At 68.0% G+C, this 15,880-nt stretch carries 1 protein-coding gene (running past one end of the window); it reads left to right on the top strand.

Annotation, left to right across the window (positions count from 1 at the left end; genetic code table 11):
• Positions 1-15,869: the end of a hypothetical protein gene (locus tag O7617_RS00185; RefSeq protein ID WP_282260680.1), read on the top strand. The gene continues 19,516 nt to the left of window position 1, outside the view; the window shows 15,869 of its 35,385 coding nt (coding positions 19,517-35,385); its start codon lies off the left edge, out of view; it ends in the stop codon at positions 15,867-15,869.
• The last annotated feature ends 11 nt before the right edge of the window (positions 15,870-15,880 follow it).

Genomic DNA, 15,880 nt, shown 5'->3' with positions numbered 1-15,880 from the left:
AGCTGGTCGAGGCCATCCAAGAGTTTCTGGATGTCACCACGGACGACCGGTTGCTGGAGACGCTGCTGTGGGCCGCCGTCCGGGGCGACGGACCCGACGGCCCACTGCTGCTGTCCGAGCTACGCCACCTGGCAGGCCGCAGCAGCGACCACCTGACCTTCATGTCCGGCCATCTGCGGCAGAACCTGCTACGGGTGCGCAATAGTGAAGGCCCGATCACGGTGGCGGCCACAGCGATGAACCGCGCTCTCCCGCCGGACAGCCCGGTCCGGGAGATACTCGACGCGATCCAGCGTCTGGCCAGCGCAAGCAGCGATCTCGCGCTCAACGACGACCACCGCTCCGAGATCGAGGCGGCGGAGACTGCGGGAACGGCAGCCCTGGACGTCCATCGCATCGCAGACTTCGGCAGCGAGCGGGCAGATACTGTGGCCGACCGGCTGCGCCACCTGAACGACAGAGATGTGCCAGCGAGCTCGCCGATAGGCCGCGCGTTCGCGCTGGTCATCGACGCCGCCCGACTGGCCGGAGACGGCCTGCTGCGGGCCACGGAGAGCCTGGCCGCACCGCTGAAGATCCTGGCCCGGGAGATCGTCGAGCAGCTTGGCGAGATCGCCAGCGGTCTGGCTCACATGCTGGCCGCGCACTTCCGGACGCAGGACGGAGCCACCGCGGCCGAGTGGGCGTCCTTCGTCGAAGCCCAGCTGCTACCGGACGAGCACGGCAGCCGGCCGTTCGAGCGAAGCGTGAGAGCCGACCCCGACCTGCTGCTTGCGCCGTACTGGGCTCGTCACCTCAGGATCCCGGAATTCGAGGTCAGGCAGGCCCTCAGGCGCCCCGAGCCGATAGACCTCGCCGAGGTGCCGGAGCTGTCCCGGGTTATCGGCATCGCACCTTCGCGCCTGTTCGACAAGCTCAAAGCGGACGGCGGCTGGCTGTCCGGTTACGCCGAGGCGAAGGCCGAGGCGGTGGACGACCTCGGCAGTAACACGTTGAACGCGGCCGCGCAGCGGGCGGTCGCGACGGTCGCCCTAAAGACCGGAATTCGTCCGGCCCGGCTGATCCGGCTATTGCGACCGCTGTGGAAGTCGGGTGATGAACGCCTGCGCACCGATGAGGACGTGCTCGCGTATCTCCGCGAGCAAACAAAACCTGTGATCGAGCTGTTCCGCGTCGCCACGAGACATCCGTTCGTCTTCATGAGCGATCTCGGCCTGACCTTCGGCGATCTCGACGATCCGGACCGGGTCGCCGCAGCAGCCCGGCAGTGGCGTGCCGCGGTGCTCGGATTGAGCGGGCCGGAGGCGGCGCTCCTCGAGGGGCGACCTTGGTTCAATCTCGATATCTGGCTCGGTATTCTTGATGACCTGCGGGCCGAGCGGGCCGAGCGGGACCCGGCCGGCGGGTGGGACCTGGAGAACATCCGCAACGTCAGCGCGCTCCTCGGCCATCTCAGCAAGCAATGGATCATCACATTCAGTCTGCACGTCGACCGTGTGCCGAGCAATGTGGAGGCGATCGCCGACGAGTGGGCGGTGGAGAACGTCGGCCGGCTCTTCATGGTTTCGGCAATGTTGCGGACCGACCCTCAGGACTTGGCCCTGGCGTGGCCCGGTGACCCGGACGACCTGCGCGAGCGACTGTCCGTTCTCGACACCGAGCCGGACCGCCTCACCGCGGTGACTCGGGTGGTCAACGAGCTGACGGAGCACGGCTGGCACCCGCCAGCCTACGCGTCGGTTCCGGCCCAGCTTGCCCTGGTCGCCACCAACAGCCAGCGGATGCCGGAAAATCTCTCATCGCTGATCAGAACCGATCACACCATAACCGAGCTGATCAGCGCCGCCGTGGAGACGTTCGCCCGATCATCTAATCCTGCCCTCGGCGACCCGCGTTTCCTCGCCACATACCTCAATTCGGCCCCGTCATCGCACGGCGCGTCCGCCAAGGAAGTTCGCAACCAGGCGGGGCAGTCCGCGGTCGGCCAGCTCGCCGAGGACGCGCTTGCCTGGTCCGACTGGCTGAGGCAGCAGTATCAGATCGCACCCGAGGAGATCCCGCCGCTGGCCCGACGGAGCATTCAGACCGGCCACGATTTGAGCCTGCTGGACGAGCCCACCGACTACGCCCGAGGGATGCTCGACGACTGGCGCGCGGCCGCCTTTCCGGACTACTTCCAGAAACGACTACTGGACCTTGCCGAGAGGTTCCGGGACGACGACGCCGCGCTGCTGGCCGGCGTCCGAGATCTCGGCTACCGGGTGGCGATGGCCGGCCGGTCGGCGACGCCCGGCCTTCCCCGGCCGACGCTGCCGGCCGACGCGCGGGTGGCAATAGCACTTATTGTGGATCACGGTGGTCCCGCCGCCCGTGGCCAGCTCTCCGCGCTCGTCGGCGGTCGCACCGACGTCGAGGTAACAGCCACGCAGGTCAACGCCCAGGATTACGTCCACATCGCCCTCGACATGCCCGGCCTTGAGCCGAGGTGGTCACTCCTCGGCGAATTGCTGCAGGTGGCCGCCCAATTCCGCGTCAGACTCGTCTCCGTCGAGGTACGCGGTGGTGAGGGATTCTTTCTAAACCTCCCCCTTCTCGTCGGTGACCCGGGGGCCCGAGAGCTCCTACTCCTGGCCCTGACCATGCCGGGAGCCCCCGACGAAAGGCTGCGCGTTCTCGGCTGGAGTCGGGTCGCGTACCCGGAGCGAGAATCCGACTCGATCCCAGAGTTCGACTTGACCCCGGAACCCGCCGGTACGACCACCGAGCAGTTCGCGGTCTTCCCCGCCGGTCCACTACGCGCGCTAGCCATGCTCGTCGCGGAGCGACCCCGGCGGGAACGTCAGACCGTGCAGGCGCTGATTCAGGAGAGCGTCCGGTGGCAGGACGCGGCGCCTGAGACATGGTCCGACGGCGGTGAGACGTTCTCCGAGTCTGGAACGGGGGCGATCGGGCGTTCGAGTCCCCTCCAGGTCGAGGAGCAGGACAGGCCGTCCTCGGTCACCGACATCATCCCGGTGCCGGCCAATCTGAACCGGCCGATCGGTACCGCGATCGCCACCGGGCCGGACGCACTGGCCATCGCGATCATGAGGGCCGCGGATGGGCAGCAGGTGCGGCTGTCTGCCGAGGTCCGCGATCCTGAGGTCCTGTGGCAGTACGTGGCGACGGATGTTTGGGTCGGTGCCGGCACGGCGTCGGCGATGCGCATCTCCACCGCAGCGGCGATCGGCTACCTGCTCGACGAGCGTGTCCGGGCCGCCGTCGTACGCGCCTGGGAACTGCGGCACCCGTCCGATACTGCGCGGCTGCCCGACATCATGGCCAGTCCGGACGAACTCCGCTTCGTGGCCCACGCGCTGGAGAACGAGGGCCACCTGTCGGCTGCGGCGCTGGTGCGGCGGGTGGCCGGTGGGTTGTCGGCGGAGCGGATGTATGAGGCCATGCTGGCTGACGCGGCGTTGCGGGCTTCGTTGCCGGTGGAGGTGGTGGCCAGGGCTGTCGGTCAGTCGCTGGGTGTCCGGCTCGTGGTTGTTAGTGCGGGTGAGTCCGTCGGGGTGGGGTTCGGTCCGGACGGTGCGCCGTTGCTGTTCGTCGAGGCGCGGGATGGCGGTTTCGGGGAGTACGTGAATGAGGCCATGGTCGCGGTGGCCGAGTCGGGCGCGGGCGTTGAGGACGTTGCCGTTGGGGGCGGCGATGTCCAGGTGCACATGGCGCCGTTTGTTGCGGTGCCGGATTCGGGGCTGGGTCACTCTGTGCCGGAGAGTCTGGGTGGGTTGCGGGCTGCGGTGTCGGCGTTCGTGGTGGCTGGTCGTTTCGGTGTGGGGCGGTCGTTGCGGGCTGGGTTGATGCGGGCTGCGGCGGTGGGGGACGTGGCGGCCGGTGATGCGCTCGGATTGTTGGATCACGTGGGTCGGCAGGTTGAGCTGATGTGGTCGCGGTTGGGTGTGGTCACGCCGGAGTTGGTGCCGGCGGTGCGGGAGGAGTTTCACGACCTGCTGTTGTTGGTGGATCAGGCGTATGGGCAGGGCGGTGCGGTGCTGGGGGAGCCGGCGCCGGGTGTGGGGGCGCTGACCGGTGGTGTGCATGCCGATGTGCGGTTGGCGTCGGTGGAGTCGTTGCGGGGTGTGGGGTTGTCGGAGGTGGCTGCTGCGCGGGTGGCGGCTGCCGGGGTGGTGGATCTGGTCGCGCTGGATCGGGTCAGGTCCGGGTTGCGTTTGGACGCCTCTGGTGTGCGGCGGTTGGTGGGGTTGGCGGAGGTGTTGGGTGGGGTGCCGGTGGTGGGGTCGGCGCCGGTGTATGCGGTGGCGCGTGATCTGGGGTTGCATCCGGAGCAGGTGGTGGCTGCTGTGGGTGAGGTGGTGGATCGGGTTGCTGGGGACAGCGTGGTGGTGGATCCGCCGGGGGTGGCGTGGGTTGATCGTGTGGTGGCGGAGTTGGCGGGGGAGGGGGTGCGTTCTCGGGTTGATGTGAGTGATGTGGTGCGGTTGGCGTCGGGGTTGGGGTTGGACGCTGCTGAGCGGGCGCAGTTGTATCGGTTGCGCGGCGATGGTGTGCCGTTGGCGTTGTTGGCGCAGGTGCCGGGTGAGTTGGCGTTGCGCAGTGTGTGGGCGAGTGGGGAGCGGTATTCGCTTTCTTCTGCGGAGTTGGCGCAGAGGTTGGGTTTGGCGGGGTCGGGTGCGGTGGTGGCGGCGGCGCAGGTGTTGGGTGTGGCGCCGTTTGATGTGTTCTTTGTGGTGTCGCGGTGGCCGGGGCTGGTCGCGGGTGTGCGGGTCGAGGTGGTGGATCCGGGTGTGGTGGGTGAGGCCCGGGTGGTGGCGGTGCGTCGGCAGGGTGAGTTGTTCGCCGAGGCGATCCGGGATCGTCTGGTCGGGCACGGGTTCGACGAGGCGTTGATTTCTGAGTGGTTGGGCAACAGTGCCCGGCTCGGTTTCTTCGTCCAACATCTGCGCGAGTTGATCACCGGGCCGGACCCCGACTCCAACCACCACATTTTGCTCCTGATCGGAGCGGCACTGCCGACAGCGCGGCCGGGGGTCATCATCGATGAACTCGCGGTGCTGCCGGACGCGCCCCCGCACGCGTCGATCGAGGCGGCATTCGAGCGCAGGCGCGAGCAGCGTGCCCACCGAGCCGTTCAGCTACCGGTGACCGCCGCTCGGGTGGGGCTGGGTGAAGGTGACACTGACCGGCTGAGAGGGCTGGCCGCACGTACGGGTGTGGTGCCGGACGCGGAAGAGGTGTTGCGCACGGCGTATCTGGCTGGTCGCGATAATCCGGCGGACGTGGCCGATGTCGCGATCGGTCTGCGGGTCGATGTGTCGTTGCTGTCGCCCCTGGTGCCTTTGCTGGCCCGGGTCGCCGCACTGGACCCGCAATACCGGCTCTCGAACGACCAACTCATCGAGGCCATCCAACGATTCCTGCACATCGACGCCGACGCCGACGACAGGCTACTCGAAACGCTGCTGTGGATCGGTAGCCAGGGCAACGGACCCTACGGCCTCCTCCTCTCCGAACTACGCCTCCTCTCGCGAGAGTCCGCCGAGACTCCATCTCAGACGCGCCGGAGGAACGAAGATCAGCTTCATTTCCGCACCTCGGACGCGATCGGGTTGATCCCACCAATCCGGCGGGCGCTCCCTCGGAGCACGTTCCCGCAGCGAGTTCTACGACAGCGACGCACCAAGGTGGACCGCATCCTCGATTCCGTCGAAACCGTTATTTCTGAGGCCGGTTATACGGCGTCCAGAGCTCTCGGCGAGGGAAACTGGTCCAAGGCGTCTGCGGCTGGAAAGGCGGCTCTCAGAGTTCATGAGTTGGCCGGTCCCGGCAATCATCATCGGGCCGATATCGTGAAGCACCGGCTGAGCCGATCGGACGGCGACGACCTGCCAGTGGCCTCGCCGGAGGGCATCACGCTGGCCATCGATGCTCTTCGGCTGACCGCGGACGGCGGGCTGCGGGCCACGGAGGGCTTGGACCGGCCTCGACGGCTTCTGATCCGATTCCTTACCGACAAGCTCCTCGAGATAGCCGAGCTCCTGGGCGATACGCTGGCCGCCATCCTGCAGCAAGCTGGTGAGACGAATGCGGCAGAATGGGCGTCTCGTATCAAAGCTGCGCTGCCATCGGACGCACTCGGCGACCAGCCTGCGGATCGGTACACGACCAGTGACCCCGACTTTCTGCTCGCCGTCCTCCAGGCCGAGCGTTTGGGAAGCCCGATCAGCGAACTCGAGTTCGCCGCCGCGCGCGCCGCAGCCCCAGACCTGCTGATGATGCTGCAGTTGGCTGAGCGTCGCCGGAGCCTTCCGATCGCTGAACTGATCGAGGGACTGTCCCGGGATCCTGGCTTCCTGGCCGGCCTGGTGGACGCGGTCAACGAGTGGCGCGACGCCGCATGGCAGACGCACAACATCATGCTCGTCGCCCACATTCTGGAAATCCGTCCGGCGCGCCTACTCCGGATGTGGCAGGGGCTGGCGGGGCGTGGCGAGCGCATCGCGATGAGCACGATTACGTCTACCGCATTCGTCCAGCGCAATCTCGCGGTGTTGACTGAGTGGTTCCCGGCGAAGCAAGGCCTGCAAAGCGTGTTTATGAGTGACTTCCGGTTGACTTTTGGGGATCTTGAACCTCCGGCTGTTGCTCGTGTGGAGGCGGCGGCGGCGCTGTGGTATTCGGCGGTGTTGGGGTTGGGTGAACGGCTTGCGGGCGAGGTGCTGGGGCGTGAATGGTTCCGGTTGGAGTCGTGGCTTGGGGTATTGGAGGGGTTGCGGGCGGAACGTGCGGCGCAGGATCCGGGGGGTGGTTGGGATGTGGTGAACCTGCGGCGGGTGGGTGTGTCGTTGGGGGGTTTGAGTGAGGAGTGGTTGACGGGTTTCAGTTTGGCCGTGGGTCGGGTGCCGGTGGTCGAGGATGTGCGGGGGGTGGCTGCGCGGTGGGGGGTGACGCGGTCGGATCGGTTGTTGATGGTGTCGTCGTTGGTGCGTACCGCCCCGGAGGCTTTCGCGTCGGTGTGGGCTGGTGAGTCGGAGGATTTGCGGGCTCTGTTGTCGGTGTTGGATACCGAGGCGGATTTGCTGACGGCGGTGTCAGGTGTTGTCCTGGCGTTGCGTGAGGCGGGTTGGCGGGCGCCGGCTTATGCGGGGGTGCCGGAGCTGGTCGCGCGGGTGGCGGTGCAGGCTGAGCGGATTCCGTCGGATCTTTCGGAGTTGGCGGATGTTGTTGGGCGGGGGCAGGTTGATCTGCTGGAGGCGGCGGATCAGGCGTTCGAGGTGTCCGGGATTGCGGCGGTGGGTGATCCGCGCTTGTTTGCCGCGTATGTGCGTTCGGTGGGGCAGCCTGCCGACGTGTCGTCGAAGACGTACCGCGAAGTCGAGCGGATTCCGGTCGGGCAATTGGCTGCTGACGCGGTGGCGTGGGCTGAGGGTTTGCGGGAGCGTTTTCAGATTCCGCCGGAGCAGATCTGGGCGTTGCACGAGCGCAGTCATCAGACCGGGCGCAGTCTGGCGGTCCTGGACGAGCCGACAGACGGCGCCCGCGGCCTTCTCGACGACTGGCTCTCCGCCACCTTCGCCGAGCACTACGAACAACGGTACAACCGGATCGTCGAAGAATCCTCGGACGACGCCCAGTTGCTGGACAACATCCAGCACCTCTACGCCAGGGTAACGGCGGCTGGTCGCACGACGTTGCCTCGCTCGGCCTGGCTGCGGTTCCCGGGCAGCATGGAGGTACGGGTGGATCTTTGGATGGTCGGGGAGGCTGAAGTCTCCGATCTCCACTATCTCGGCATGCATTACGACGTCACTGTGACCACGGACAACGATCGCCTGCTGGCGGTCATGACCATCAACGGCGAATCGCCGGATTGGTGGCTGCTTGACGAGCTGATGGAGGCCGCCGCTGGAGACGGCCTTGATGTCAACCGCATCGACCTCACTGCGGGCCAGACCATGGTGCGGGTGGACGACTTCATCCACCTTGACAGGAGTGCTCGACAGCTCCTGTTCCTGGCGCTGACGGACGACGACCCGCTGCCCCGCCTGGCCGTTCTCGGTTGGAGCCGGGATGAGGATCCGGAGCGCCGGCTCCGGCGCACTCCCGAGACTGCCGGCACGACTGCGGCGGATTTCGTCGTCATCCCGCACGGGCGGCCGCGCGCGCTGGCGATGCTGCACGCGGCCCGTCTGCGGCGAGCCGCGGAGCCTTCGCCAACGAGAGAAAGTCTGCCCGTGCCGGTCACGCTGTCGCGGCCGCTCGGTAAGGCGGTAGCAACCGGGCCGGACGGGCTGGCCATGGCGGTAATGGCCGCCAGTCGGGGGCAGGGCGTGCCGTTGCCGGCCGGAATCAGCGACACCGCCAGTCTGTGGCAATACGTGAGGACCCGGACTCAGCAAGCTGTCGTTGAGCCGCCGCCGATATCTACCTTCTCCCAGGCGATCGTCGACCTGTTGGACGGCGAGCCTCAGGAGGCGTTAGCGATAGCCAATGATCTGTTGCATCCATCGATGCCTGATTTCCTGGAGGCGGGGCTCCTGGCGTCCGCGCTGGAGAGCGAGGGCCACCATTCGGCAGCGGCGCTGCTTCGGCGGATGGCAGATGGGCTGTCGGCCGAGCGGACGTACGGCGCCATGCTGGCCGATTCACGACTGCGGACTTTAGTGCCGGCGGAGGTGCTGGCCCGGGCCGTCAGCCATGCGCTGGATATCAGGTTGGTGGTTGTCGGTGCGGGTGACTCTGCGGGGGTGGCGACCGGTCCGGTGGGTCGGCCGTTGTTGTTTGTGGAGGCGCGTGATGGGGGTTTTCGGGAGTACGTGAGCGACTCGGCCATCGCGGTGGCCGAGCCGGGCGTGCGGGTTGAGAATCCCGATTCGCCGGATGGCGATGATCGGCAGAGTGTCGCTGGGGGCGGCAATCTCCAAGTGTATGTGGCGCCGTTTGTTCCGGTGCCGGATTCGGGGCTGGGTCACTTTGTGCCGGAGAGCCTGGGCGGGTTGCGGGCTGCGGTGTCGGCGTTGGTGGTGGCTGATGGCTTTGGTGTGGGGCGGTCGTTGCGGGCTGGGTTGATGCGGGCTGCGGCGGTGGGGGATGTGGCGGCTGGTGCTGTCCTTGGGGTGTTGGGTCATCTGGGTCGGCAGCTTGATGTGATGCGGTCGCGGTTGGTGGTGGGGACGCCGGAGTTGGTGCCGGCGGTGCGGGAGGAGTTTCACGACCTGCTGTTGTTGGTGGATCAGGCGTATGGGCAGGGCGGTGCGGTGCTGGGGGAGCCGGCGCCGGGTGTGGGGGCGCTGACCGGTGGTGTGCATGCCGATGTGCGGTTGGCGTCGGTGGAGTCGTTGCGGGGTGTGGGGTTGTCGGAGGTGGCTGCTGCGCGGGTGGCGGCTGCCGGGGTGGTGGATCTGGTCGCGCTGGATCGGGTCAGGTCCGGGTTGCGTTTGGACGCCTCTGGTGTGCGGCGGTTGGTGGGGTTGGCGGAGGTGTTGGGTGGGGTGCCGGTGGTGGGGTCGGCGCCGGTGTATGCGGTGGCGCGTGATCTGGGGTTGCATCCGGAGCAGGTGGTTGCCGGCGTGGGGGATGTGGTGCAGCGGGTTGCGGGGGACTCGGTGCTGGTGGATCCGCCCGGTGGGCCGTGGGTGGATCGTGTGGTGCAGGCGTTGGCGGGAGAGGGGGTGCGTAATCGGTTAGATCTGGCTGATGTGGTGCGGTTGGCGTCGGGGTTGGGTTTGGACGCTGCTGAGCGGGCGGGGTTGCATCGGTTGTGGAGCAGCGATGTGCCGTTGGGGTTGTTGGCGCAGGTGCCGGGCGAGTTGGCATTGGAGAGTATCCGGGCGCGTCGGGAGCAGGATTCGCTGAATCTTGCGGAAATGGCGCGGGCGTTGGAGTTGGGTGGCCCGGAGTCGGTGGTGGCGGCGGCCGGGGTGTGGGGTGTTGAGCCGTTTGATGTGTTCTTTGTGGTGTCGCGGTGGGCGGGGTTGGTCGCGGGTGTGCGGGTCGAGGTGGTGGACCCGGAGGTGGGGGGTGAGGCGCGAACGGCGGCCCTGCGTCGGCAGGGTCGGGTGTTCGGGGAGGCGGTGCGGGACCGTCTGGTACGGCACGGTTTTGATGAGGCGTTGATCGGTGAGTGGGCGCGGAACAGTTCCCGGCTGGGATTCTTTGTTCAGCACCTGGGTGAGTTGTTTGGTTCGCGGGATCCGGATGCGCAGCGGTTTGCGGTGCGGTTGGTGGCGGCGGCAGTGCCGGAGGTGCGGCCGGAACGGGTGATCGATTGGGTGTTCGGGTGGCCGGATGTGCCGGTGCCGGTGGCGGTCGAGGCGGGGTGGGAGCGGCGGTGGGAGCAGATTGCCCAGCAGTTCGGGCAGGTGGCGGTGACGGCGGCGCGGGTGGGCCTTGGTGATGGTGGCGTCGAGCAGTTGACGGGGTTGGCGGGGCGTACGGGGGTGGCGCCGGTCGCGGAGGATGTGTTGCGCACGGCGTACCTGGCCGGTGGTGCTGATCCGGCGGAGGTGGCCGCCTTTGCTGTCGGTCTGGGCGTCGACGTGTCGTTGTTGGCGTCGTTGGTGCCGTTGCTCAGCCGGGTGGCGTCGCTGGATCCCCGGTATCGACCGTCGGCTGACGAGTTGGCCACTGCGGTTCGGCAGTTCCTCAGCGTCGACGGTAGGGGTCGGTTGCTCGAAGAGCTGTTGTGGGCCGGGGTCCGCGGCAACGGCCCCGATGGCCTGCTACTGACCGAACTACGCTACCTACGGCATCAGCTACCCGAACTGAACCTTTCCGCCTTTGAATACGAAGTCGGTAATAAGACGCGGATCGCCCAGGCTCTCTTTAAAGTCAGGCGTGACAGCTCGCTGCTTAGGGCAGCCGTCCGCTCGACCGGCTCGTCTCCATCCGTTCTGAGCGTCCTCGAACAGGCCTACCAGACGGCCGACAGGGCGGGCAAAGTCGCGGGAGGCGAGCCGCCGGAGATCCGTATGGTCGCGGCTCGCGAGGCCGGGCAGGCGGCGTTGGAGGTTCATCGGTTGGCCGATTTCGGCGGCGACCGGGCGGACACTGTGAACGACCGGCTGCGAAGACTGGACGACAACGACGACGAGTTGCCCATGACCTTGCCGGAGGCTCGCGACCTCACCTTGGCCGTCGACGCTCTCCGGCTGGCCGTAGACGGCGTGCTGCGCGCCACAACGGACCTGGACCGATCCCTGAAGATCCTCGTCCGGCAGTTCACCGGTCAGCTGCTCGAGATGGCACTCGGCCTGGCCGAACGAATTCCTGCCACCTTCCCGGTTCAAGACGGAGCGACTACGGTCGAGTGGGCGTCGTTCGTTGACCAGGTGCTACAACCGGACGACGAGGACGGCGTCTGGCCGTTCGTCCGGCTGGAGACCGGCGATGCCGACCTGTTGCTCGCCGGCTCGTTCTGGGGGGAGCGGTATGACCTCGCGGTCGAGGACGCCGAGACCATCGTGGTCGGTTCGGGGGCCGTCAACGTTCCGGAGTTGCTGGAACTGGTCCAGCGCACGGGGGTCAACACGGAGCCCCTGGTCGAAGCCATCGATGCCGACCCCGGCTGGTTGGTCGGTTTTGTCGATGCGGTGACCGCTGCGGTGGGTGAGTTTGGGGACGACGTCGTCACCGACACGGCGCTGGTCGGTATCGAGGGCGCGGCCCGCGATGCGGGGATTCGTCCGGCGCGTCTCATGCGGATGGCGTTGACGTTGTGGGAGGCAGATGACAGGCAGGTCGCGGGGAACCCGGAGGCATTGAGCGACTACGTGCTGGACCAGCTTGATGCGTTGGCGGAGTGGTTCCCCGCGGAAGGGAGTTTGCAGGGTGCGTTGATGAGCGATTTCCGGCTCACTCTTGGGGATCTTGGAAATGTGGGTCGCGTGCAGGCGGCGGTTGGGTGGTGGTATTCGGTGGTCTTGGGGATGGGTGGACAGGAGGCAGGTGATCTGGTCGGTCGTGAGTGGTTCGAGTTGGAATCGTGGCTGGGTGTTTTGGGGGGTCTGCGGGCGGAGCGGGAAGAGCAGGAGCCAGCGGGTGGCTGGGCGCTGGACAACATCCAGCGGGTGGGTGTGTCGTTGGGGGGTCTCAGTCAGGAGTGGGTGACTGCCTTCAGTTTGTTTGTCGGTCGGGTGCCGCTGGTTGAGGAGGTGCGGGGAGCCGCTGCGGAGTGGGGGGTGACGCAGGCGGGTCGGTTGTTGATGGTGTCGTCGTTGGTGCGGACGGATCCGGTGGACTTCGGGCGGGCGTGGCCTGGAGATCCGCAGGAGTTGCGGATCCTGTTGTCGGGGTTGAACACCGAGACGGATCGGTTCACGGCGGTGACGGCTGTGGCGGATGCTCTAGTGCGGGCGGGTTGGCGGGCGCTGGCTTATCCGGGGGTGCCGGCGTTGTTGGCTCGGGTGGCGCTGAGCGCGGAGCGGATTCCGACCGATCTGGCGCAGGATGCCTACAGCACAGGTCGTGCCCAGACGGATCTGTTGACTGCGGCGCAGGAGGCGTTTGCGCTGTCCGGGGTCAAGGATCTGGGGGATCCGCGGTTGTTCCTCGCCTACGTCCGTTCAGTGGTGCCGCCGGATGACGATCCGTCGAAGTCGTATCTCGCCGTCAAGCGGATGCCGGTGCGGCAGCTGGCCCATGATGCGGTGAACTGGGCCCGGGGTTTGTGGGCGCAGTATGAGATTCGGCCCGAGGAGATTCGCAGGTTGTCCGACCAGAGCAGGGCGGGTGGGCACACGCTGGCGTCGCTGAACCAGCCGACGGCCGCTGCCCGCGAACTGCTCGATGACTTGCGCTCGGCCGCTTTCGAGGAGCACTTCGCACAGCGGATCGCCCGGATCGTCAGGCAGTCCCCGAACGACGCCGAGTTGCTGGACACCATCCGGGACCTCAGCGACCGAGTAGCGGCCACCGGACGGACGACCCTGCCCAGATTTCCCATTCCGAAGCTGCTCCACGACGTGACCGTCACAGTGGTCCTCCAGCCGGCCGAGGACCGTGAAAACCTTTTCGACCGCGGCTTCCCTCTGAGCGACCGCCCCGGCATCAGATTCACCTATGACGACAGCCAGGGCACGTCGACGCTTCGGGTAGACCTCGATCTGGACGCTGAGCGACCCGACTGGGAACTCCTTGACGATCTGTCGCAAATATCCCAGACCGCCGGCATCACGGTCTCCCGCGTCATCGTCCGTATCGGACGGCTTCAGGTACGCGTGGATGCCCTCGTTGGCCTTGACCAAGGTGCCCGGCAGCTCCTGCTGCTCGCCCTGATGACGCCGGAGGGCCTGCAGCAACGCTTGGCCGCCCTCGGCTGGAGTCGCAGCCCGACCGAACTGTCGCTCCGGCGCACCCCCGAGACGGTCGGCACGGCCGTGTCGGACTTCGCCGCCTTCCCGGATCGTCAGCTGCGCGCGCTGGCCATGCTCGGCGCCGCCAGTGTGCGGCGAGCTGCCGGGGCCCAGGCATCGGTTGCCAACGTCGCAGACGACATGTCCGTCGACAGACCCAGCCCAGCGTCGGTCGATAATCCGGACACCGAGATGTCCGATGTCCCGGACGACATCCAGGTGCCATCCACCCTGTCCCGTCCGGTCGCCGCGGCAGTCGCCGTCGGACCGAACGCGCTGGCCACGTCGGTGCTGGTGGCGGCAGCGGGACAGGACGTTCGCCTGCCGGCCGGTGTCAGCGCCGCGAACCTGTGGCAGTACGTGGCGACCCAGGTCCGTAACGGCGCCATCGACCCGCCCGCGCTGCGCACCCCGCGGCGGGAGGCGATCTCCCTTCTGCTCGACGACGACACAGGGGCGGCGATCGAACGGGCCTGGGACCTGTGGCATCGAAACCGCCCAGCCAGCTTGGCCCACATCCTTGCCGATTCGGATCTGCGGTTCGTCGCCTACGCACTGGAGAACGAGGACCACCATGCCGGCGCGGCGCTGGTCCGACGGGTAGCCGCAGGGAACCTCTCGGTCGCCGAAACCTACGCCCAGATGCTGGCCGAGCCGGAACTACGGACCGCCCTACGGTCGGACATCCTGGCCCAGGCCGTCGGCTACGCCCTGGGCGTCAACCTGGTCGTCGTCGAAGGGGGGGAGTCCGCCGGCTTCGGGTTCGGCCCGGAGAACGCGCCGCCGCTGTACATCGAGCAGCACGACGATGGCTACGGCGCGTACCTCCCGGCCGGGGCCGTAGACGCGATGGTCTGGACGGCCCCGGTGGCAGAACCAGCCGTTGTCGAGGTGCCGGCGGATCGGATCGAGATGGCCCGGGTCGCCGCCGGCATCCGCAGCGACCTCACCCAGGGCTTCGGCCGCACCCTGGCGACGCGGCTGGCCCAGCACCCCGACACGCTGGCCCTGGTGGAGAACTTGCGCACGGGTGCCGCTCAACTCCAGAGCGCGCTGCTGGGCAAGGGGAACCTGCCGTCGGCCGCTGTCGGGGACATGTACCAGAACCTGCTCCGTACCCTCGACCAGACGCTCGGCGTCGTCCGCGCCCAGCTGCCGGACATGGCGGCGGCGCTGCCGACCGTGGCCGGCGTGGTCGACGCCTGGAGGTCGGAGCCGGTCGACCACAGCGTCCGTAAGCCGGGCCAGGCCGCCTGGATGCGCGGGCGGCTCACCATGATCGGCACGGCGGAGTCGTGGTCGTCGGCCGAGCGGCTGGTGACCTCGGTGTCCGACCTCGCGGCGGCGGCCGGCCGGCCGGTGACGCTGATCCGGGGTGAGAGTCTGCCCCAGCCGGCCGGGCAGGCCTCGTCGGCCCGGGCCGAACCGGCCTGGGGTGGCGCCGAGCTGCGGGCGCTGACCAGCCTGCTGTCCCGGTACGGCGAGCCGGCACGCGACGCCGTCGACCTGACCACGCTCGGGTCGGTGCTGGCCGCGAGTCCGGTTCCGCCGGTGGTCGTCACCACCGGTGGGTCGGCCGCGCTGACCACGCTTCTGCGCCGTCAGGGCGTCGTGCAGATCGTCCGGGTGCCCACCGCCCTCGGTTCGGCCTGGCAGATGATCGCCTCGAACGCCGCCGAGCCGGTGGTCGAGGCCGAGCAGTTGACCGGTGACCTCTTCGCCCGGGCCGGGGAGATCGCGGTACCGCCGGCCGGGGCCCCACCGGAGGTGCTCGGCGGTTGGCTCGCGCAGCCGACTTGGTCCGCCGCCGGTGACTACCTCGCCGAGCACCTGACCGAGCTGCGCGAGCCGGGGGTGAAGGCCGCGCTGGATACCATGCGGGTGGCCGACCCGGACAACCGCGAGTTGGCCGCGTACCAGGTCGTGCTGAACGCGGCCGAGCGCTTCGGCGGCATGGGCGACGAGGTGCTGGACCGTTGGCGGCCGGCGGCGACCAGCAACGCCCTGGGCGTCGACCACATGGCCGATCCTCCGCCTACCGGTCCGGTTCCACCCCGGTTCCTCACCGAGTTCCTCGGTGACATGGACTCCTACGACCTGCGTCGCGGGTGGAACGACACGCTGCTCAGGCTGCTCTACTCCGGGCAGTTGAGCAGCCTGGACGTGGTCGCGCTGAGTCGGGCGCTCCTCGCGGCCGACGGTGAGGCGTCCACCGTGGACCGCGGCGCGACGAACACCAGGGTGTTCACCGCGATTGCCGCCGTGCTGGCGATGACCCCGCAGGAGGCGCAGGAGCACTGGGCCGACCCCGCCGGCCCGTTCAAGCTGGCCGAGTCACTGCTGGAGACCTGCGTGGTGACGCCTACCGACCGGTGGCTGTGGGTGCTGCGGATCGCCGGGCTGCGGGACCTGCTGGCCGCCGCCGGCCGACCCGGTGCCTTCGGGCCGGAGCACGCCGACCAGCACCGGAGACTGCTCGACCTGCTCGCCACCACCCTGTCCAACTGCTTCTGAGCCGGAGAACC

This window comes from Micromonospora sp. WMMD1155 (assembly GCF_029581275.1).
Taxonomy (GTDB): Bacteria; Actinomycetota; Actinomycetes; order Mycobacteriales; family Micromonosporaceae; genus Micromonospora.
Note: the sequence above shows the minus strand (reverse complement) of the source record. Positions and strands in the feature narration are given on the sequence as shown.